General features: G+C 61.4%; 24 protein-coding genes. 7 read left to right on the top strand and 17 right to left on the bottom strand.

All coding sequences use genetic code 11. The features are described 5' to 3' along the window. Positions 1–154: 154 nt before the first annotated feature. The 12 genes from CCR96_RS16750 to CCR96_RS16695 form a co-directional block, all read right to left on the bottom strand. Positions 155–310, bottom strand: a complete 156-nt coding sequence (locus tag CCR96_RS16750; RefSeq protein WP_201221360.1) for a hypothetical protein — start codon at positions 308–310, stop codon at positions 155–157. Between the two features lie 137 nt (positions 311–447). Next, on the bottom strand, positions 448–672 hold the full coding sequence (locus tag CCR96_RS16745; RefSeq protein WP_201221359.1) for a DUF433 domain-containing protein: 225 nt from the start codon (positions 670–672) through the stop codon (positions 448–450). A gap of 321 nt (positions 673–993) precedes the next feature. Continuing rightward, complete coding sequence (locus CCR96_RS16740) at positions 994–1,182, bottom strand: PIN domain-containing protein (RefSeq protein ID WP_201221357.1); 189 nt, start codon at positions 1,180–1,182, stop codon at positions 994–996. A 20-nt stretch (positions 1,183–1,202) separates the two neighbouring features. Then, positions 1,203–1,442 carry a hypothetical protein gene (locus CCR96_RS16735; protein WP_201221355.1) on the bottom strand — a complete coding sequence of 80 codons (240 nt, stop codon included), beginning with the start codon at positions 1,440–1,442 and terminating at the stop codon, positions 1,203–1,205. A gap of 12 nt (positions 1,443–1,454) precedes the next feature. Then, on the bottom strand, positions 1,455–2,618 hold the full coding sequence (locus CCR96_RS16730; protein ID WP_201221353.1) for a restriction endonuclease subunit S: 1,164 nt from the start codon (positions 2,616–2,618) through the stop codon (positions 1,455–1,457). Continuing rightward, on the bottom strand, positions 2,615–2,767 hold the full coding sequence (locus CCR96_RS16725) for a hypothetical protein (RefSeq protein ID WP_201221351.1): 153 nt from the start codon (positions 2,765–2,767) through the stop codon (positions 2,615–2,617). The genes CCR96_RS16730 and CCR96_RS16725 overlap by 4 nt, the downstream gene beginning before the upstream one ends. After that, a complete protein-coding gene (locus CCR96_RS16720) occupies positions 2,764–2,985 on the bottom strand; it encodes a hypothetical protein (RefSeq protein WP_201221349.1) in 222 nt (73 codons plus the stop codon). Before CCR96_RS16720 ends, CCR96_RS16725 begins: the two co-directional genes overlap by 4 nt. A 27-nt stretch (positions 2,986–3,012) precedes the next feature. Then, positions 3,013–3,237 carry an AbrB/MazE/SpoVT family DNA-binding domain-containing protein gene (locus CCR96_RS16715; RefSeq protein ID WP_201221347.1) on the bottom strand — a complete coding sequence of 75 codons (225 nt, stop codon included), beginning with the start codon at positions 3,235–3,237 and terminating at the stop codon, positions 3,013–3,015. Between the two features lie 43 nt (positions 3,238–3,280). Beyond that, positions 3,281–3,451, bottom strand: a complete 171-nt coding sequence (locus CCR96_RS24695; RefSeq protein ID WP_338035905.1) for a hypothetical protein — start codon at positions 3,449–3,451, stop codon at positions 3,281–3,283. Beyond that, positions 3,403–3,951, bottom strand: a complete 549-nt coding sequence (locus tag CCR96_RS16705; protein WP_201221343.1) for a DUF1016 N-terminal domain-containing protein — start codon at positions 3,949–3,951, stop codon at positions 3,403–3,405. Before CCR96_RS16705 ends, CCR96_RS24695 begins: the two co-directional genes overlap by 49 nt. After that, entirely contained in the window at positions 3,948–5,483 is a 1,536-nt protein-coding gene (locus tag CCR96_RS16700) for an N-6 DNA methylase (protein WP_201221341.1), read from the bottom strand. The genes CCR96_RS16705 and CCR96_RS16700 overlap by 4 nt, the downstream gene beginning before the upstream one ends. A gap of 193 nt (positions 5,484–5,676) precedes the next feature. Beyond that, entirely contained in the window at positions 5,677–7,098 is a 1,422-nt protein-coding gene (locus CCR96_RS16695; RefSeq protein ID WP_201221798.1) for an NAD(P)H-binding protein, read from the bottom strand. 331 nt (positions 7,099–7,429) lie between these two features. Between CCR96_RS16695 and CCR96_RS16690 the strand changes: the two genes are divergently transcribed. From CCR96_RS16690 to CCR96_RS16680, 3 genes are read left to right on the top strand one after another with little or no spacing between them, the layout of a single operon-like run. Continuing rightward, positions 7,430–7,951 carry a ferritin gene (locus tag CCR96_RS16690; protein ID WP_201221339.1) on the top strand — a complete coding sequence of 174 codons (522 nt, stop codon included), beginning with the start codon at positions 7,430–7,432 and terminating at the stop codon, positions 7,949–7,951. A 24-nt stretch (positions 7,952–7,975) separates the two neighbouring features. Further along, positions 7,976–8,809, top strand: a complete 834-nt coding sequence (locus tag CCR96_RS16685; RefSeq protein WP_201221337.1) for an alpha/beta hydrolase — start codon at positions 7,976–7,978, stop codon at positions 8,807–8,809. Then, positions 8,809–9,480: a DUF599 domain-containing protein gene (locus tag CCR96_RS16680; protein ID WP_201221335.1), complete on the top strand. Its 672-nt coding sequence runs from the start codon at positions 8,809–8,811 to the stop codon at positions 9,478–9,480. Before CCR96_RS16685 ends, CCR96_RS16680 begins: the two co-directional genes overlap by 1 nt. Before the next feature lie 20 nt (positions 9,481–9,500). Here the strand turns inward: CCR96_RS16680 and CCR96_RS16675 are convergent, their stop codons facing one another. From CCR96_RS16675 to lapB, 4 genes are all read right to left on the bottom strand, one after another. Continuing rightward, the gene (locus CCR96_RS16675; RefSeq protein ID WP_200243701.1) at positions 9,501–9,641 is read right to left on the bottom strand and encodes a hypothetical protein; all 141 of its coding nucleotides are present in this window, start codon (positions 9,639–9,641) and stop codon (positions 9,501–9,503) included. Between the two features lie 211 nt (positions 9,642–9,852). Continuing rightward, positions 9,853–10,725: a UTP--glucose-1-phosphate uridylyltransferase GalU gene (galU, locus tag CCR96_RS16670; RefSeq protein WP_201221330.1), complete on the bottom strand. Its 873-nt coding sequence runs from the start codon at positions 10,723–10,725 to the stop codon at positions 9,853–9,855. Between the two features lie 106 nt (positions 10,726–10,831). Next, positions 10,832–11,554 (bottom strand): orotidine-5'-phosphate decarboxylase, encoded by a 723-nt coding sequence (pyrF, locus tag CCR96_RS16665; RefSeq protein ID WP_201221328.1) that lies wholly within the window; start codon positions 11,552–11,554, stop codon positions 10,832–10,834. A gap of 97 nt (positions 11,555–11,651) precedes the next feature. Continuing rightward, complete coding sequence (gene lapB, locus CCR96_RS16660) at positions 11,652–12,860, bottom strand: lipopolysaccharide assembly protein LapB (protein WP_338035898.1); 1,209 nt, start codon at positions 12,858–12,860, stop codon at positions 11,652–11,654. 376 nt (positions 12,861–13,236) lie between these two features. On the opposite strand from lapB, the gene CCR96_RS16655 reads away from it, so the two are divergent. Continuing rightward, entirely contained in the window at positions 13,237–13,950 is a 714-nt protein-coding gene (locus tag CCR96_RS16655) for an SDR family NAD(P)-dependent oxidoreductase (protein ID WP_201221326.1), read from the top strand. A 90-nt stretch (positions 13,951–14,040) separates the two neighbouring features. On the opposite strand, the gene CCR96_RS16650 is transcribed toward CCR96_RS16655, so the two are convergent. Further along, positions 14,041–14,496, bottom strand: coding sequence for a hypothetical protein (locus tag CCR96_RS16650; RefSeq protein ID WP_201221324.1), 456 nt, complete (start codon positions 14,494–14,496; stop codon positions 14,041–14,043). Here CCR96_RS16650 and CCR96_RS16645 point away from each other — a divergent pair. The 3 genes from CCR96_RS16645 to CCR96_RS16635 are packed head-to-tail and all read left to right on the top strand — an operon-like array spanning position 14,486 to position 18,951. Next, entirely contained in the window at positions 14,486–15,445 is a 960-nt protein-coding gene (locus tag CCR96_RS16645) for a response regulator (protein WP_201221322.1), read from the top strand. The two genes, CCR96_RS16650 and CCR96_RS16645, sit on opposite strands and share 11 nt — an antisense overlap. Before the next feature lie 32 nt (positions 15,446–15,477). Further along, positions 15,478–18,768 (top strand): hybrid sensor histidine kinase/response regulator, encoded by a 3,291-nt coding sequence (locus CCR96_RS16640; RefSeq protein ID WP_201221320.1) that lies wholly within the window; start codon positions 15,478–15,480, stop codon positions 18,766–18,768. A 45-nt stretch (positions 18,769–18,813) separates the two neighbouring features. Next, complete coding sequence (locus tag CCR96_RS16635) at positions 18,814–18,951, top strand: hypothetical protein (RefSeq protein ID WP_201221318.1); 138 nt, start codon at positions 18,814–18,816, stop codon at positions 18,949–18,951. The last annotated feature ends 53 nt before the right edge of the window (positions 18,952–19,004 follow it).

Genomic DNA, 19,004 nt, shown 5'->3' with positions numbered 1-19,004 from the left:
GAGATATGCTCGGACCTTCGCTTACTCTGTTCGGAGCTAGCATCTGAAGCAGCGAGTTCATCCGCGCCTGCCATGTCCACCGTATCTGAACCCTTGGTGCAATAGGTGGCTCCCCGGCCATGCCCATCTTGGACAAGAGTGAAGATGTTGTCCATTAACGGTGCACCTCAGATTTCTCGTAACACGCTTGTACAAGAGCGGCGAACTTGAAGCATGCCACGCGCAAGCAGTCCCGCTTGTGGCTTTCTTCGTTGGTGGCGAACTCCTGGATGGCGCGGAATTCGGTTGGCAGGAAGGCGAAGTTGCTCATGATCAGCCCTCAGACGACCTCGACGAATGACGCTCCCAAGCGCGACGCCGACTCGATCTTGGGCAGGAGCGTCTCGAACCATTCCAACCAGCGCGCTAACGCCGGGGGCAATTGAGCATCCACCAGAAAGCGCAGGATCAGGCGACTCGCAAGATCAGGTGGTCGGACTGGGCCGCTGCGTAGTTGAGTGCGGCGGTGATGTCAGCGTCTTCCAAGTACGCATAATCCGCCAAGACCTCGTCGCGTGAGGCACCCGCTGCAAGCATGTCCAAAATATCCTTGACGCGCACCCGCAGGCCTCGAATGCATGGTCGACCTCCGCAGACCTCGGGATCAACAGTGATGCGTGCTAAGTCGGTCATGACGGTGTCTCCAAGGGTAGATTCATAAGTCCGACCCCTCATAGCCCATACCGCTTTGCCAGATAGGCCAACTTGGGATCTTCCTGCAGCGCTTGGCCACTGAGGGATGGCTTTTGAAGCTTGCCTAGCCAACGTCGCGAAAAAGTTGGCTTGCCGGGGCGCTGTCGCTGTTCCGCTCGATGAGGAAATTGGCGAATTACCCGATAGGCGAGTCCCAAATACTCGCTATCGAGTTGATCGATCTCTGCCTTTACCTGTTCGCGACTGATATTCTGTGTGCTCACATCCCGCTCCTAAAATGACTCTGTATGCAAGCTCGCGTTAACCCTTGGCGGTCAAGCCCTGTGATGCACGGCCCCGACTCATCAGCAGGTGCAGCGCCTTGGTGAGCACCGGAAAAGTGGTGATCAACGGTTCTTGGCAGTTGGCGAGAAATCGATGGCAGGGTTTGTGGTATTGATCGCGGCGGTCCATCAGGCCGAACCAGAAAACGGTGTCGACGATGATCACATTGATCCAACGTGCTTCTGTTAGAAGTCAAGCTGCGCCTTGTAGGTTGTTGATAACTGCTTGTCCGTCTCCTGGCAGCCGATCAGGCCCGCTTCCTCGAAGACTTCGAGTAGTGACCTTCGCTTGGCGGCGCCTCTGTCGCTAACAGCCTCGGTAACGCCTGGGCGGTCCTTGATGAAGTCGATGAAGTCGAGCACCTCGCGCGCCTTCTCCGGCGGCAGTGACAGGCTTTTCTGGTAGATGGTTTCGGCGAGCGTCATGGCGGCAATCTCTCAGAGTTGACCGTTGAAGGCGCGAGACTGGAGCGAGGCGAAAAGGGTGTCGAGTTCGGAGAGGTGGGCGCGGAGGCGGGTCTTTTGGCGTTCGATGGACTCGACGATGGTGGCGAAGCGTTGTTGGAGATCAGCGGGGGGGAGCGGGACCGGAAGAGCGCGAAGAATCTTCAAATTGATGTTCTTTTGAGCAACCTGCGGCGCTCTCTGATCCAGAATCTCCTTGAAGAACCAAAATAGCCCTTGCACGTATTCAACCCGTCCACCTTTGTCTGACTTAAAGCCGACAACACTGTCAGGAAAACATGCGTCGAAAGTCAGAATCCCCGTGCTGGCGATGTTGGCTGCGATCGTGATGCAGAGTGTTCCGGCTGACCATATCTTGCTTTGCTTCAACCCGAGATCGGAATAGGTTGACGTGTAGGAGCGAATGTAGCCCTCCGAGTTTGCAACTTCGCCCGTCTGTATCAGCGGGTGTGCACCACCAAGAAGCGAAGGTTCGTTCCGAGGGCGGTGTTTAGATACCCCGCGATCAAGCGTGCCCAACTCGCCTAGTGGTTTGACTTCCCACCCCATCGGATTGGTAACCGGATCACCAAACAGATCAAGAAAGGTGGACTGAAGGAGCCTGTCGAGTTCGGCGAGGGACTCGCGGCGCTTGGCCCGCAAGGCGTCCGCCGCATCCAGAATCGCCGCAATCCGCTTCTGCTCGGCGAGGGGGGGAAGGGGGATTGTAGAAGCGCGTACCTTGGCGTCGGATACGGCTGGGTAGTTTGCCCCGGTGGCAACATCGATCATCCGCTGAACGAACGCGTTCGTCTTCACCCAGTGGAAAAGGAAACCCGAGTCGAGCTTGTCCGCTAGCGGGCGCAAGACGGAATAGCCAGTCGATGCTGTCATGCCGTCGTGAGACTCCTCAACGAGCGCGACGCCGTTTAGGTTCGGTCGCACCGTGGCAACAAGAACATCGCCAGCTTTGACCAGTTGTCTAGCTCGGGTAGGTGCTTCGGCGCACGGATACCGCTCAACGGTGACGACCCGTTTCTCGTCTTTGTCAACGGAGCTTAGGTCGATGTAGTCAAACTCGCCGCTACCGTCGCGTATCGGGTTCCATGTACTGCATTTGGCAACCAAGTCCCCAATCGGTGCCTGCTTGAGAGTCATCGCAGCATCGACTCCTGTTCCCTCCGACCCTCGGCAATATCATCCTCCAGCCGCGCCAACCGCTCCAAGATCACTGCGGGCGGATCATATTTGACCGTATCGCAGCATGGCTGAATCAAGGCATTGTAGCTGGCAACAGCTGCGTTCATTCTATTCGATCCTCCAAATCAACCCCTTGCTCCAAATCGGTTTGGCTCCAGCGGCAGGCTGGATGGTTGAGCCGCTCTAAGGCGGTTTCAGCGTCCTGTTGCTCCTCAAGAAAGTCGAGAATGGCACGTCGCGCCAGTTCATCAGGCGTCAGCCCGGCACGCATGGCGATCTGTTCCAAATGGGCTTCGGATTCTTGTGAAAGGCTGATCACTAACATTTTTGATGCACTGAGACGCGGTCCTGGTCACCTGGCCAGTTCACGCAAAACCTCACAGTCCTCATCCATGATCTGTTCAGCGACCTGCATTTGCCTTGTCGACTCGGGGCGTTGAGTGCTGAGCAGAATCCCCTCGGGCATTTCTGTCAGGTGCAGCCTGTCACCCTCTTTCGCGCGCAGCAGGGTCAGCACTTCCGGCGGTAGGATGACTCCGACCGAATCGCCGATCGCTTTGATCTCAAGTGTCATCATGGACGCCTCTGGCGATGCTCGCGGTGGACGGACTCGGGGCTGGTCATGCGTCATCCTTCGCTCCGGGCAGTTCGAGGACATGGCGCGCCTCGATCTCGCGCGCGAGCTCTTCTTCGCTAGGCAGCACGCGCAGATACTTGGCGGCGAAGAGCTGCGCGTTTTCGTTCAGCACCGAGTAGCGCACGACGGTCTCGTCCTTGTCGGCACAGAGGATGATACCGAGTGTCGGGTTGTCATCGGCGCCGCGCTTGACAGCAGGCGCCGATGCCAGCCACTGCGGATGTTGCGCTCGAGCTGGCGGCTGCTCCAGCCTTGGTCGGCGGCCTTGCGGATGTAGTAGGCGCGGGCCTTGGCGTCTTCGACGCGCATGATCAGCCGGTAGTGGCTCCAGCTCAATTCGCTACGCAGTGTGTAGCGTTTTTCCTGGTCCGGAAATCGAAGGTAGAACTGGCGGGCGTTCTTCAGATTGGCGACGGAGAAGCCCTTGCCGAACTCATCGCCCAAGCGCCGGGACAGCTCGGGCATGAGTTGGCTGCCATAGGCGGCATTGGCCCGACCGCCTTGCTCTTCCTTGACGATGCGCTGACCGATCTTCCAGTACGCCTCGACCATGATGGCGTTGACGCTGGCGTAAGTCCGGCCGCGCGCCTCGGCGAGCATGGCGCGGATGCGCTCGAAGAAGGCGTCGGGCGCTCCGGCGAGATCACGGCTCATTGCAGCAGCGCCTCCAACGCCTCCCGCCCTTCGGCGATCTCTGCGTCGAGCTTCGCCAACCGCTCCAGAATCACCTGCGGCGGGTCGTACTCGACGGCCTCGTACTCGACCTCCTTGTAGCGGTTGATCGAGAGGTCGTAGTCGTTACCAGCGATCTCGGCCTTGGGCACCAGGAAGCTCTGCTCGGTGCGTTTGCGCTCGGCCTCGGCGTCCTGCCCTTGTGCACGCAAGGCTTGCCAGCGGGTGAGGATGTCTGGAAGGTCGCTCTTGTCCGGCTGCGGGCTGCGCTTGTCGTCGAGCGAGTAGCCGTCGGCGCGCATGTCGTAGAACCAGACCTGGTCGGTGCCGCCCCTCGATTGCCCCACAGGGCCGGTCTTGGTGAACAGCAGGATGGCGGTGGAGACCCCGGCATAGGGCTTGAACACGCCCGAGGGCATCGAGATGACGGCGTCGAGCTTCTGGTCCTCGACCAGGATCTGGCGCAGCGTCTTGTGCGCCTTGCTGGAGCCGAACAGCACGCCATCCGGCACGATGATCGCGGCACGTCCACCGATCTGCAGCAGGCGCAGGAACAGCGCCAAGAACAGCAGCTCGGTCTTCTTGGTCTTGACGATCTGCTGCAGGTCCTTGGCGGTGGATTCATAATCCAGGCTACCGGCGAAGGGCGGATTGGCGAGGATCAGCGAGTAGCGCTCGGCGTCGTTGCCATCATCGGTGACCGACTGCGCGAGCGAGTCCTTGTAGCGGATGTCTGGGTTCTCGACCCCGTGCAGCAGCATGTTCATGCTGCCGATGCGGAGCATGGTGCTGTCGAAGTCGAAGCCGTGGAAGGTGCCCTCGTTGAAGCGCCGGCGTGAGGTCTCGCTCTTGTAGATGGCCTCGGCATGCTGTCTGCGCAGGTGCTCGGAGGCGGCGATCAGGAAGCCGGCGGTGCCGCAGGCCGGGTCGCAGATCCTATCGTTGGGCGTCGGCGCGGTCATCTCGACCATCAGCTTGATGATGTGGCGCGGGGTGCGGAACTGTCCGTTCTGCCCGGCACTGGCGATCTTGCCAAGCATGTACTCGTAGAGATCACCCTTGGTGTCAGCGTCGGCCATGTCGATGGCGTCGAGCTGATCGACCACGTTGGCGAGTACGCGCGGGGTGGGCATCATGAAGATGGCGTCGCGCATGTGGTGCGAGTAGGTGGAGTCGCCTTCCGCGTCGGTGCCGCCGCCAGGTCCGTTCCGGCTGCCAAGGGTCTTGATGAAGGGGAAGACCTCGTCCTTGACGGTGGCGAACATCTGCTCGGGCGCAGTCTCCTTGAAGCGCGACCAGCGCAGCTTCGACTGGTAGTCCTGAAAGATGGGCGCTTCGATCGGCTGGCCGGTGCGCGCGGCCTTGCGCTCGCGCAGGCTGTGCAGCTCATCGAGGCGTTTGATGAACAGCAGGTAGGTGAGTTGCTCGATGACGGTGAGCGGGTTGGAGATGCCGCCGGACCACATGCTGTCCCAGATGCGGTCGATCCTTGATTTGAGCTCTCCTGTGATCACGCATTTCTCCTGTCATGGGGTGTCGTCACCGCGCGCTGCGGTCATCCTTCAGTGTGATGGACAGCGTCGTCACTGTCCTCTGACTGCCCGATTCTCGATGCCTGACCATCACAGTGCAAGCCGGCGCTGTTCGAGACGGCTGTCGGGTGCTTTCATAAGCTCGGACGCTGCGCCTGACCCGAACTCGCCGCGGCTAACGCGCTAGGCGCGCCAAGCGCGACTGGTAGCGCCGCATCACCAGCCGATGGGCGACAGCCTGGGTGAGTATGTAGAGATACCAGGGGATGGCCGGGGCGTAGTCATGGATCGCGGTCATGGTGTAGCGCCCATCGAGCAGGGTCTGGAACTCGAACCGGGCGCGGCCTTCGCCGGGGCGGGCCAGCAGGCCGCCGGCGATCTCGTAGATCTGGCGCTCTGGCGTGCTCTCACTGGCCATGTGCCGCAGCCGGAGCATCCGCAGGCGCGGCAGCCGCGACCAGACCTCGACATGGCCGTCGTCGTCGACCTGGCTTCGCACCAATGGCCAGCAGCAGTCGCCGAGCCAGCGAAAATAGTTGCCGGCGAGCCAAGCCGCGTCCTGCCCCGGAGGCAGGATGGCGCGCTGGATCGAGCGCACCAGGGATTGCTCGCGCATGACCTCGCGATCCTGCTCCTTGAGGCGTTGCCATGGGCTCGGCAACAGGCGCCTGGTGGCTGGGTCAATGCTGGCCTCGAGGGCGGCGCGAAAGCCCAATGCATGCGGCTCGATGGCCTGTTGCACCGGGTTGTCGCGCATCCGCGTATCCTGCGGCAAACTCTCGACGATGGCGCCGACCATGGCCGCCGGTGCGCCGCTGATCGCGCGTGCTGTCAGCGACGCGAGCCCGACCGGCAGCACCGGTACCTTGACGAAGCGCCGTCGCAGGCCGAGTGCAGCGGCGGTCTCGCGCAGCATGGCCTCGTAACTGAGCGACTCCGCGCCGCCGATGTCGTAGGCGCCACGGAATCGCTCGGGCTGCCCGAGGCAGTGGAGGATGGCTCGCAGCAGGTCGGAGAGCGCGATCGGGCGGGTCACGGAGCCTGCCGCAGGTGGCAACAGCAACAGGGGCAAGCGCCGCACCAGGTCGAGCAGTAGCCGGGGGCCGGTACCGCCGGGACCCATCACCAGACTGGCGCGAAGTGCCGTGACCGGCGTGCCCCTGGAGCCCAGCACCATCTCGACCTCGCGCCGACTCCAAAGCAGCGGCGAGAAGCGGAAGCTCTCCGGCATCACGCCGCTGACGAAGACGATCTGCTTGACGCCGTTGGCGGCGGCCGCGTGGGCGAAGTTGTCGGCCAGAACCAGATCCATGTCTCGCGGGCTCGCCTGAGTCAGGCGAGAGGAGGGAGCGAGGGAGTGCACCAGATAGACCGCATAGTCGATGTCGGCAAGCCCGTCGACCAGTGCGCTGGAGCAGAACAGGTCGCACTGCCGCCACTGGATGCGCCCTGTTGGATCAGGCGTTTGCGCGCGTGCCGGCGAGCGCGTCAGGGCGATGACCTCGAAACGCTCGGCGAGCAGCGGGCAGAGGGCGGTGCCGATAAAGCCGCTGGCGCCGGCGATGGCGATGCGGGGTCGCGCGTGGTGATCGGTCATGAAGGAGGCAGGGACATTAGCGACGTTTGCGCTCAGGTGCGCGCGGATGGGTGCCATTTTAGCGCGATCAAGCCGAGCATCGGCCCGGCGACACGGGCATTGGCTCGGCGACAGCGGCGGCGTCGCGTTCGATCAGAACCCCGTCTGTCGGCTCAGGGTCCGAGGGGAGCTTGAAAACGGCGTTCGACTCGCAAACTCATGGGCTGATAACAGTGTGCGTTCGATGCGCGTCGACCAGCAACGTTGCTGGACGTGGCTGAATGAGACATGCGCCGCGCTCGGATGACTCGCATCTGCAAGAACCTAGGCAGCTAGCAACGGAGACCCGTCGATGATTTCTAACGAAATGGCCTCGCGCATCAACGCGCAGATCAACCGAGAGCTGTTCTCAGCCTATTTCTATCTCGGCCTGTCTGCACAGGCCGAAAGTAATAATCTGAACGGTACGGCAGCCTGGTTCATGGCGAAGCATGGCGAGGAGATGACCCATGCGTTGAAGATGTACCGCTACCTGCTCGATCAAGATGCCACCGTAGAACTCGAGGCGGTATCAGCGCCGCCGGCACAGACCGCCGGGATCATGGACATGTTCGAGCGCACGCTGAGCCATGAGCGCAGTGTCACTGGCGCTATTAACGACCTTGTCGACCATGCCGCGCACGAGAAGGATCATGCGACGCATATCTTCCTGCAATGGTTCGTGACCGAGCAGATCGAAGAGGAGGCGACCGTTAACGACATCTTGGGCCGTCTGCGATTGTTTGGCGACCAGGGACAGGGTTTGCTGATGATCGACAATGAGCTTGCAGCCGCGGCGAAGAAGATTAGTGCCGCTGCGCCTTCGGCGGCCTGATCGCTCAACACGCAGGCGCCGATCATGCCCAAGAAAAACGGTAAGTGCTGCAAGAAGTATAAAGAGGGTAAGCGCTGCAAGAATTGTCCCAACAAGGGGGGTAAGCTCAGTTACCTCTTGTGGGTCTTGCTCGCCCTGGTCTTCATGGCAGTGCCAGTCGCAGCGGCAACAGCTGAGGCGACCGATGATTGGCCGGAGGACTGGTCCGACGAGTTCGATCTTTCCTCGCGAGTCGAGTTGGTCAACGAGGGCGAGCTGGAGTTCATCTCGTCGGCAGCGGCTGATGGCGCCCACTATCATCGCAACCGGATTGCGATCACCGAGGCCAGCCTCGATCTCGGTTGGGTCGAGCTGATCCAATGCCACGAGAACATCGACCCAGTGCATGCTGCGCAGATCCTGTTTAAGGTCGACGGCATTCGCGATCTTGCCATCGAGCGCAGTCGCAATATCGGCCGCGCTTGGGTCGAAGGCTATAGCGTTCAGCTCGAGGATGTTGGCGCCGACGCGGAGCTGTGTATCCGGGCCCAGAGTCGCGCCCTGCAATCGCTCGGGGATGGACTGTTCAGACTCCGAAATGGCCCGTACATGCGCCGGTTCTTGGATGGTTATTATCCAATGCGCGTCGCCCTGAGTATCGACTATCCCGGCCAGCGTCTGCGCCTCGTCGGGCAGAGTCCGGAGCCTCAGGCGGGTTTCAGTGTTGACCGAACCCCCAACAGTCTCCAGGTGGATGCGACCTTTGAGGGGCGGCTTATCACCTGTTTCGATTTCTGCGAGCGTGACGACGACAGCTGCGGTGGCATGGCTCCGGCCTGTATCACGCAGGTCGACCCTTCATCGACCGGCGGGCATTGATGCTGATCGCAGACTCGGACTTGACCCTCGAACTGGCCTTGTCGGGCTCAGCGGGGGGCTTGCTGATTGGCTATCACTTGATCCACTTGCTGGAGGTTCGCTATTGGCCAGCAAGGACGTCGCTCGGTCGGAATAATCGCGCTCGGGCCCGATGGGCCTCGCATGTCATGGCGCGGGGGGCTGATATCCTCGCGGTGCAGACACTGCGCAACTGGACCATGGCGGCCACCTTCCTGGCCTCGACTGCGATTGTGATCGGGCTCGGGATTCTCAGTTTTGCCCTGACCTACGAAGGTCTCGATCAGCTCAATAATATCTTCCATCTTGCCGGTATTCGCAGCCATAAGCTGGCAGTGATCAAGGCCTTGCTGATTGTGCTCGTGTTTCTGATCGCCTTCGTCAGCTTCTCGCTTTGCGTGCGCTTCTATAATCACGCCGCTTTCTTGCTCAACCTGCCACGCGATGACCAAAGCGATGACCAAACATTGGTACTCGACGCTGATGCCGCGATTCGTGCGCTCAGTCGCGGGGCGAGCGCCTACAACCTTGGGATGCGTTGCTACTACGTCGCGATCCCGCTAGCGCTATGGCTACTCGGGCCGATCTGGTTCTTGGCCGGAGCGCTCGTGATGACGATGCTGATCTACCGGCTCGATCATGGACTCGGCTGATCGGAGCCGGAGCCGGAGCCTTAGGCCAGGACCTCTTGGGTCACGAACAGATAGCCGATGGAGACCGTGAGCACAACGACGGCAAAGTAAGGCATCAGGATACAGACGCCGGGAAGGTCGTTGCAGTGGCGGCTTAATCGGCAAAGCTTGCAGTTTTTCACTGGTACATCATCTCCTCGTCATCGCTGGCGATTGCCGTACGGGTACCGGTCGACTAGACCCAGCCGAGTATCCTACTAATTGCCTAGGTATTGGCAATCAAAAAAATTTTATCGTCGACAAAATTTTACTTTTGCTGCTGGCGATTGATGCCTTGGGCGCGAGGACGCCGCAGCCCCTTGGCTTGGCGTCCTCTGGCTGGCTAAGCAGCCCTCATAACGCCAGCGATTTCAGGTAATCACGGAACGATTCGCCAAGCTCTGGATGTTTGAGCGCGAGTTCGACGGTCGCCTCGAGGTAGCCCTCTTTGCTGCCGCAGTCGTAACGTTTGCCTTCAAACGGGTGGGCAATCACGGTCTCTTCTTTAAGCAATGCCGCAATCGCATCGGTCAGCTGGATCTCCCCACCGGCGCCGGCCTGGGTCTGTTCGAGCTTGTCGAAGATCGCTGGCGTGAGGAGATAGCGGCCGACGACGGCGAGGTTAGACGGGGCCTCTTCTGGCTTCGGCTTCTCGACGATCGAGGTCACCCGTAGGCTGCCATCGGGCTGCGCCTCGGTTTCGACGATGCCGTACTTGTGGGTCTCGTTCGGCGGTACCTCTTCGACACTGAGGATGCTGGCGCCAGTGCGCTCGTGCAACTCGGCCATCTGTTCGCAAACGCCCTTAGCGGCATTGTCGATCAGGTCGTCGGCGAGGAGGATCGCGAACGGCTCATTGCCGACTACTGGCTTGGCGCAGAGCACCGCGTGTCCGAGCCCGAGGGCTTCGGCCTGACGCAGATAGATGCAGCTGACGTGCTCGGGCAGGATGGTACGCACGATAGTGAGTAGCTTGTCCTTGCCGGCCGATTCGAGCTCGGACTCGAGCTCGGGTGACTTGTCGAAATGATCCTCGATCGAGCGTTTGTGACGGCCGGTGACAAATACCAGCTGCGTCGCTCCGGCCTGTTCGGCCTCTTCGGCGGCGTACTGAATGAGTGGTTTGTCGACGATGGGCAGCATCTCTTTCGGGCTGGCCTTGGTCACCGGGAGAAAGCGCGTACCGAGGCCGGCGACGGGGAAGACAGCTTTATTGATCTTGGCCATGAGGGCTCCTGTCGTAGTGTTGGTGACTGTGAAACAAGCGCTGCATCCTTCGAGGTGGCGGGGACGCTGCGTGCCATAGCGTGCCATCACAGCCCCTGCGCAGATGTCAGCCTGGGGCGGAAGGGGTGGCCGCAAGCTCGTCTTGTATCGCGAGCAGCGCGGCCATGGGATCATCCGCGGCGGTGATGGGGCGACCGATGACCAGATGATCAGCGCCGGCAGCGATGGCCTGACTGGGGCTCATGATGCGCTTCTGGTCGCCGCTGACAGCCTGGGCCGGACGCACGCCGGGTGTGACGAGCAGACACTGCGGACCAAGCCTCTGGCGCAGTGCCGCGGCTTCGAGTGGCGAGCAGACGACGCCATCGAGGCCCGCCTGGGCGCTGAGTGCAGCGAGGCGTTCGACCCGCTCGAGAGTGCTGCCGGGGCAGCCGATATCGGCCAGATCGTTGTCATCGAGGCTGGTCAGCAGGGTGACGGCGATGAGTAAGGGGGGCTTCTGCGCGCGCTCGAGACGCTCACGCGCGGCTTGCATCATGGCGAGCCCGCCGGAGGCGTGGACGTTGAGCATCCAGATCCCGAGTGCGGAGGCGGCGGCGCAAGCGGCAGCGACGGTGTTCGGGATGTCGTGGAATTTGAGGTCGAGGAAGACATCGAAGCCGCGCCCGACCAGCTGTTCGACCACGGCCGGGCCGGCGCTGGTGAACAGCTCCTTGCCGACCTTGACCCGGCAGTGTTGCGGGTCGAGTTGGTCGGCGAGCGCAATGGCCGCGTCGGCGGAGGCGTAGTCGAGGGCGACGATGATGCGGGTGTCTGCAAGGGCTGGCATCGGTGATCCGTTGGGTCGCGTGCGTTGGCGTGATCGTGATCGTGATCGCTGTCTGTTTCGGAGTCTGTTCGGTGTCTGTCGCGGCTGACGGCCAAGGTTAACCGCTGACGCTGGCGGTTAGGCCTGGCGCCAGGCCGCTAGGTGACCTGAGCGGCTGGGCGGCGACGGCCTTGATGCTGCCCCAATGTTTACAGCTCGGGCACTGCCAGTGCAGGGCGCGGGCCTCAAATCCGCATTGGTCACAGCGATAGCTTGGGCGTGCGGCGACCAGGTGCCTGATCACCTCGAGCAGTTGCGCGTCGCCTTCCGCCGCTTGCTCCGGAAACCGAGACAGCCGCAGCTCGAGCAGCCGCTCGGTGCCGACCAGGTCGGCATGTGCGCCGAGGTAGTCGCTGAGGAACTCGAGCGCGGCCTGTGGGCCCTGTTCGCGCTCGATTGCGCGCGAGAGCTCGAGCATCAACGGTGGCGACGGATGGGCCGCGAACAGATCGCCGAGTTCGTTGGCGATGCCTTGGCGGTTGAGTCGCTCGCAGCAGTGCAGCAGCGCTGGCAGCATGGCCGGCAGGTAATCGGGGCCGCGCCGCGCGAGATGTCGATACAGCATCAACGCGGAGTCCGGATCGCCGCCATCCATCTCCATTTGCGCCTGGATCATGGTCGCGCGGATGCAATTGGGGTCCACGGCTTGCGCGTCGAGCAAATGGGCGCGCGCTTCGTCGCGGCGGGCATGTCGTAGGCATTCGTCGGCTAACTCGCAGTGATACTGGGCGATCTCGGTCTGCATGGGTTGGTCGGAGCGCCGCCGCAGTTGATCTGCCGTCTCGAGACAGCGCCGCCAATCCTTCTCCGCCTGATAGATCTCGATCAGGCTGCGAAGTGCGCGCCGATCTTGCAGGCCTTGCTCGACCAGTTCCAGAAACAGGCTCTCGGCCCGATCGAACAAACCGGCGAGCATATAGTCGCGCCCGAGCTCGTAGAGCGCGTAACCGCGCTGGGCATTGCTCAGGTTTTCGCGGGCAACCAGGTTTTGGTGGATGCGGATGGCGCGCTCCACCTCGCCACGGCGCTGGAACAGGGCGCCGAGCGCGAGATGCGTCTCCGCGGTCTCGCCATCGACCTCCGCGAGCTTCAGGAAGACGTCGATCGCCTTATCTGGCTGCTCGTCGAGCAGATAGTTGAGGCCGCGAAAAAAGACCGGATCTCCGCTACTACAGCTGCCCTCGGGGCGGCGTCGCGAGCCGCTGCGCCACGCGACGAGCCAGCCAGAGGCGGCCGCGATCGGTAACAATAGGAAAAGCCATTGCATCAGATGCCAGCTGCTGTCAGCGTTCTCGGCAAAGCCAGGCCTCTTTACGGTGACTTGAACAACCGCTAATGATACAGAGAAGCTCGCTGGGTCGCATGCAGACTCGCGCAGGCCGTTCAGCGTTGGCGTGCCTTTGGGGCTGCGCGACGTTTACAGCTCGGTCCGATAGCCTTACGGTGCTTCCTTGTCCGGCTGCAGAGGCCGCCGCTGGACAGCGCCAAGTCTTCGGCTGGCCCTAGGCGTCTGGCCGTCATCGACCTCGCCGTCCATGCCTCAGTCGATACCGGTAGAGTGTCTGCTTAGAGTGTCCGAGTAGAGTGTCTGAGCAGAGTAGCTGAAGCGTCTGAAAAGCGTATCTGAATGTGGGAGTATCTATATGGGACAGTTTAACGATAAAGTCGCGCTGGTGACCGGCGCCGCTGGTAATCTGGGTCAAGCCCTGTGTGCGGCGCTGGTGAGCGAAGGCGCGCGGATTGCCATGCTGGACATCAGCTCGGAGGGCCTCGTCAAGGCCAGATCTGGGCTGCCAGATGACGCTGAGATCGAACTCTTCCCAACCGACCTGCTGGCAAGCGACGACGTCGCGCGCACCATTTCTGCAGCCAAGGGGCGTTTCGGCCGTATCGACATCCTCGCGAATGTGGCTGGCGGCTTCGCGATGGGGCCGCCGCTGCACGAAACCGATGACGCCACCTGGGATCGCATGCTCGATCTCAACCTGCGCAGCGTCTTCCATTGCTGCCGTGCGGTGGTGCCGGTCATGCTCGAGCAAGGCCAGGGCAGCATCGTCAACGTCTCGGCGCGAGCCGCGCTTGCGGCCAAAGGCCACATGGGGCCTTACTGTGCGGCCAAGGCGGGTGTTGTGGCACTCACCGAGTCGCTGGCTCAGGAGCACAAGCAGGGTGGCATCAGGGTCAATGCGATCCTCCCGGGTACGGTGGATACCCCCGAGAACCGCGCAGCGATGCCAGACCAAGATCATTCGCGCTGGGTGCCGCCGGCCGCGCTTGCCGATGTCATGGTCTTTCTTGCCTCTGACGCCGCGCGTTGCGTCACTGGAGCGGCTGTACCGGTCTACGGCCGGAGCTAGGGGGCGATGCACCTGTTATACCGATCTATGCTGCGTCGGCGTTTGCTCAGCTCAGCTGCGCTGTTGAGCTTGCTCGCCCTGTCATTGTCATCAGTGTTGCTGATACCACTCCAGGCGCGAGCCCAAGCCTCGCTCGATGAGCAGACACAGCAGCTTATCGTCAACGCGGTTGAGGCCGCCTTTGAACTCGATCTCTACAACAATCGCTGTCGGCAAGATCGCTCTGGGCGCCGCACGGAAAACCTGAATAAGATTCTGGCGAGCGGCTTTCGGATGACGGTGCTCGATGCGCAGGACGATCTCTTCCCGGAAGGGTATTATCGCGATGCGCAAGCGCGCATGAGAAAGGACTTTCTTGCTCGCTTGGGCGAGCTGGGCGGCTGCTCGGGCGCTAAGAAGGCCAAGCTTCGCGATGAGCTGCGCGAGCGCTATGAACGGGCGATCGCTGAGCTTGAGGCGTTTCCTTAGCGCGATCTGATCTGCGCAGCCGGCTTTCCAGCCTGAGCTTTCGAGCCTGAGTGGAGTGAGGCGATAGATGGCGATCATTGATCCTGGGATCGATCCCGGTTCGCAAGAGCGGCCACATGTGCTGATCGTCGACGACGTGTCAGAGAACATCGAGGTGCTCGCCGCAGCCCTTGGCTCCGAGTGTGAGGTGTTCTTTGCGATGTCGGGCGACGAGGCCATCGAGATCGCCTCAAGCCTGCGTATCGATCTGATCCTGCTCGACATCATGATGCCGGATGTCGACGGCTATGAGGTTTGCCGTCTACTCAAGCTCGATCCGCGGCTCGCCGAGATCCCAGTGATCTTCGTCACCGCGAAGACCGATATCGAGGACGAGGCGAAGGGCTTCGAGGTCGGCGGCGTGGATTACATCACCAAGCCGATCAAACGGCTGCGGGTGCGGGCGCGGGTCAGCACCCATCTTCAGCTGAAGGCGAGTCGCGATCGTTTGCGAGCCCTGGCTCAGGTCGATAGCATTGCCGGGGTGGCGAACCGCGCGACCTTCGACAGCTTGCTCGAGCGTGAGATCAAGCGCGCTGAACTCGAGCAAATGCCGCTCTCGCTGTTGCTGGTTGGGATCGACGATTTCGGCGCCTTGGTGGATAGCCGCGGACACCTCGCAATTCAGACCTTGCTCGAGCGCGTTGGACGGGGGCTGGCTGAGCAGGCGAGGGGGGCACTCGATTTCTGTGCGCACTTTGGCGGCCCCCAATTTGCAATGATCTTGCCGCAGCAGGGCGCCGATATGGCGTTGGACCGGGCGGCCGCTTTGGTGGATACGGTGGCGCAGCTGGGACTCAAGGGGCGTGAACCCGGGCAACTGGTGACGGCCAGTGTGGGTGGGATCACACTGGAGTTTGCGCTGATTGATCTGACTCAGCGGGTTAGCTCCCACGATTTGGCCTTAGCGGCATCGCAGGCACTTGAGCAGGCCGCGAACACTGGACGCGGCCAGCTCTGGCTTCAGCGGTGGGAGTCTGCGGTGTAGGCTTCACGGACCTGAGAGAGAAGGACTTCAATATGATCCGGCCACATCTGAACTTAATAGTCGTCCTCCTGCTGGCGGCTCTGCTAGCGCCCGCCTTTAGTTGGGCGGTCGCGCCCCCTACTGAAGGGGACTTAGGCGCTCGAGTCTCGCCATTGCTCGTCGCGGGCAAGCAGGATCAATATAGCACTGTCGGGCATTTGCAGCTGTTGACCGATCCGGACGGGGCGCTTGGCATCGAGGATGTGCGCGCTCTGGATGCGGCTACGGCCTTCGCTTCGGTACGGGCTGAAATGGACAGTCTTGGTTTCGATCGCCGCGTGCATTGGGCGCGCCTGCAGATCGACAACCGGCTCGATCGTCCACAGACCTACTTCCTTGAGCTGGCCTATCCACTGCTCGATTCGGTCATCGTTTATGTTGATGGCCCAGATGGATTCATACGCTATCAAACCGGTGATCGTGAGCCCTTTGCGACGCGGCCGGTGATGACCCGGACCTTTCTGTTTCCACTGGACTTGCAGCCGGGTGCGCTGGTCACCGTCTATCTCCGGGTTGAGACGACTGGTTCGCTGAACCTACCGATCGAACTCCTGTCAGGCAATGGCGCGTTCGAGCGCGTGGCGACTGAATACAGCGTATTGGCGCTCTACTATGGCGCGCTGCTGATGCTGGTGGTCTACAACATTTACCACTCTAGGCGCCTCCGTGATGTCAATGCCCTCTATTACGCGGCCTTTGTCAGTCTCTACGTCGCCTTTCAGCTTGCGCTGAGTGGGATCTCATTTCAGTTCTTCTGGCCCAATCATCCTTGGTGGGGTAATGTCAGCCTGCCGTTCTTCCTTTCAGCGGCCTACTTGGCGGGGGTTGCGTTTACCCGATCGATCTTGGATACCGCCACCAATGCGCCAGTCATCCACCGCATCCTGGGTGGTCTGCGTTGGCTCGCTGTGATCGGCATGCTGCTGGCTTTGATTGGACCCTATGACATCGCGGTCCGGTTTGCCGTTGCGCTGGTCTTTAGTGTCATTTTGTTTATCGTTGTTGGCTTCAAAGTCAGCTTTCAGGGGTTTCGGCCGGCGATCTATTATTCGTTTGGCTGGACCGTGTTGCTCGGCTTCATGGTGATCTATGCGCTGAATGCCTTTGGTCTGTTGCCGACCACCTTTATCACCACTTGGGCGACGCAGATCGGCTCAGGCCTGGATGCGGTGATCCTAGCCTTTGCGATTACCGATCGCTTCTATCTGCTGGAGGAGCAGCGCCGCAAGAAGCAAGCCAGCGCTGCAGACGCCATCAAGGAGGAGAACGTTGGTCTCGAGTCCCGCGTGCGGGAAACCCTAAACGATCTTCGTCAAACCAACGAGCGGCTGCGCGCCGAGGCTGAGGTGCGACGGCGCGCAGAAGAGAAGGCAGAGGCGGCTAACCGCGCTAAATCGCAGTTCTTGGCCAATATGAGTCATGAGATCCGAACGCCGATGAACGCCATCGTCGGCTTTATTCAGCTACTAGAGGGCAGCAGGCTGAATGCGACGCAGCGTGACTATGTGGCCAAGGCTGAGCGCGCCGCGCGGGTGCTGATGCACCTGATTCGGGATCTGCTCGATTTCTCGAAGATCGAATCCGGGCGGCTCGAGTTAGAGCGAACCGCCTTCAGCGTTAGCGCCTTGGTCGACGAGGCGCGTGATTTGGTGGAGTTGAGCGCTGTCAACAAAGGCTTAGCGTTGAAGATCGAGCAACAGGGAGGAGACGACTGCTGGGTGTTTGGTGACGCATCGCGCCTGCGGCAAGTGTTGGTGAATCTGCTCAACAACGCGATCAAATTTACTGAGGTAGGACAGGTCAAGCTTGAGCTGCGCGCTGAGCCTCTCGCCAATGACTGGGTGCGATTGGCCATTGCCGTGACCGATACCGGCATTGGTATTCGCGACGATCAGCGCGAGCGGCTGTTCCAGCCGTTTACCCAAGCCGATGCCTCGATCACCCGGCGTTTTGGTGGCACCGGGCTCGGCCTGGCCATCTGCCGGCGTTTGGTCAATCAGATGGGTGGACAGATCGAGCTGACGAGCCAGCTCGACGTTGGCAGTCGCTTTGCCTTCGACCTGACGTTGGAGGCGGCGCCGCCGGACGTGCGTTCGCGCCCGCTCGTGCTTGAGCGGCCAGCCCCGGATGTCTTGTCGGGGCTGCGGGTGTTGTTGGTCGAGGATCAGCCACTCAACTATGAGGTCGCCTCCGCGATCCTGCGGGATGCTGGCGCTGAGGTCTTGGTCGCCGAGTCTGGCGCCATTGCGCTGGCGCTGCTCGCTGAGCGCGGGTGCCAGGCCATCGATGCCATCCTGATGGATCTGCAGATGCCGGAAATGGATGGCTATGAGACCACCCGAGCGGTGCGTGCGCTGCCTGGCTGCGCGATGCAGCCGATTTTTGCGATGACCGCTCATGCTACGGATGCCGAGCGCGAGCGTTGTTGTGCGGCGGGTTTGAATGGGCACTTGAGTAAGCCGATCGAGCGCTCAAAGCTGATCGCCGCCTTGCGGGGGCTGCGGCCGGAAGGCGCAGCTGATCGAGCGGCCAAGAACGCGGAGTTTGATGCCGATCCAGCCAACCCTGTGCAAAAGGCACAGGAAGGCGGGTTGGCTGCTGCTGCGCAGGATGCTGCCAAGGCGCGTCTTGTGTCGGCGGACGCTCGACCGATGGCCGAGCTTGGCCCGGGCCTGGACCCGGTTGACGAGGACCTTGCTGGCCATCTCGATCGCCTGCGTCGTTTTGCCGAGCGATTTTCGGCTCATCCTGCTGAGATCCGCGCGCGACTTGATGCGGGCGACTGGGAGCAGTCTAGGGCGGCGGCGCACGCCTTGAGCGGGGTTGCGCTGACGCTCGGTATGCCACGAGTTGGCGCCATTGCGAAGGATATCGAGCGCCGCATCGCCCAGGCGGACGGGGCAAGGTTTGCGCCGTTGCCGATGTTGCTGGCGGAGCGGCTTGGAGCGCTGGAGACCGCCTTGGTCGAGGTGTTGGACTCGATCAGGAGCTTGTCTGCTCGAGCCGATTCGAGCCTTGAGGCTGGGTCGATCGAGCGCGGCGGTTCCGAACCGCTCGATACGGTTGACCTTGGAGTAGAACTGAAGCGGCTCGATGCGCTTCTGGCAGCGCATAATCTGCGTGCTCGGGCGGAGGTTGAGGCGCTGGCGCGGCGGGTCATCGACCCTCGGTCTCGCAACCAGCTCGACGCCGTTTTGCAAGCGGTACGGCGCTTCGATTTCCGATCCGCGCGCGCAGATGTCTTAGCGCTGCAAGAACAGCTCGAGCAGGCCGCAGAGCGATGAGCAAGGCGATGAACCAGGCGATGAACAAGACGAGGGAGCAAGGCGATGAACAAGACGAGGGAGCAAGGCGATGAACAAAACGAGGAGCAAAACGAGGAGCAAAACGAGGAGCAAAACGAGGAGCAAGACGCGCGAAAAGACAAGCAAAGCGGTATGAGCTTTGGCAGAAATCGCCTAAGCTGATGACCTCAACCCTAGAGAATGGCCGTTGACCGCCCGGTCGAGTGTGCAACGCT

Origin of the sequence: Halochromatium roseum (assembly GCF_016653315.1) — a bacterium.
GTDB lineage: Bacteria > Pseudomonadota > Gammaproteobacteria > Chromatiales > Chromatiaceae > Lamprobacter > Lamprobacter roseus.
This window is presented reverse-complemented; position numbering and strand designations above follow the sequence as displayed.

Coding starts and splice junctions, on each gene's coding strand:
- CCR96_RS16750 (WP_201221360.1), bottom strand. CDS start 310: ATGAGCAACTTCGCCTTCCTGCCAACCGAATTCCGCGCCATCCAGGAG.
- CCR96_RS16745 (WP_201221359.1), bottom strand. CDS start 672: ATGACCGACTTAGCACGCATCACTGTTGATCCCGAGGTCTGCGGAGGT.
- CCR96_RS16735 (WP_201221355.1), bottom strand. CDS start 1,442: ATGACGCTCGCCGAAACCATCTACCAGAAAAGCCTGTCACTGCCGCCG.
- CCR96_RS16730 (WP_201221353.1), bottom strand. CDS start 2,618: ATGACTCTCAAGCAGGCACCGATTGGGGACTTGGTTGCCAAATGCAGT.
- CCR96_RS16725 (WP_201221351.1), bottom strand. CDS start 2,767: ATGAACGCAGCTGTTGCCAGCTACAATGCCTTGATTCAGCCATGCTGC.
- CCR96_RS16720 (WP_201221349.1), bottom strand. CDS start 2,985: ATGTTAGTGATCAGCCTTTCACAAGAATCCGAAGCCCATTTGGAACAG.
- CCR96_RS16715 (WP_201221347.1), bottom strand. CDS start 3,237: ATGATGACACTTGAGATCAAAGCGATCGGCGATTCGGTCGGAGTCATC.
- CCR96_RS16705 (WP_201221343.1), bottom strand. CDS start 3,951: ATGAGCCGTGATCTCGCCGGAGCGCCCGACGCCTTCTTCGAGCGCATC.
- CCR96_RS16695 (WP_201221798.1), bottom strand. CDS start 7,098: ATGACCGATCACCACGCGCGACCCCGCATCGCCATCGCCGGCGCCAGC.
- CCR96_RS16690 (WP_201221339.1), top strand. CDS start 7,430: ATGATTTCTAACGAAATGGCCTCGCGCATCAACGCGCAGATCAACCGA.
- CCR96_RS16685 (WP_201221337.1), top strand. CDS start 7,976: ATGCCCAAGAAAAACGGTAAGTGCTGCAAGAAGTATAAAGAGGGTAAG.
- CCR96_RS16680 (WP_201221335.1), top strand. CDS start 8,809: ATGCTGATCGCAGACTCGGACTTGACCCTCGAACTGGCCTTGTCGGGC.
- galU (WP_201221330.1), bottom strand. CDS start 10,725: ATGGCCAAGATCAATAAAGCTGTCTTCCCCGTCGCCGGCCTCGGTACG.
- pyrF (WP_201221328.1), bottom strand. CDS start 11,554: ATGCCAGCCCTTGCAGACACCCGCATCATCGTCGCCCTCGACTACGCC.
- lapB (WP_338035898.1), bottom strand. CDS start 12,860: ATGCAATGGCTTTTCCTATTGTTACCGATCGCGGCCGCCTCTGGCTGG.
- CCR96_RS16655 (WP_201221326.1), top strand. CDS start 13,237: ATGGGACAGTTTAACGATAAAGTCGCGCTGGTGACCGGCGCCGCTGGT.
- CCR96_RS16645 (WP_201221322.1), top strand. CDS start 14,486: ATGGCGATCATTGATCCTGGGATCGATCCCGGTTCGCAAGAGCGGCCA.
- CCR96_RS16650 (WP_201221324.1), bottom strand. CDS start 14,496: ATGATCGCCATCTATCGCCTCACTCCACTCAGGCTCGAAAGCTCAGGC.
- CCR96_RS16640 (WP_201221320.1), top strand. CDS start 15,478: ATGATCCGGCCACATCTGAACTTAATAGTCGTCCTCCTGCTGGCGGCT.
- CCR96_RS16635 (WP_201221318.1), top strand. CDS start 18,814: ATGAACAAGACGAGGGAGCAAGGCGATGAACAAAACGAGGAGCAAAAC.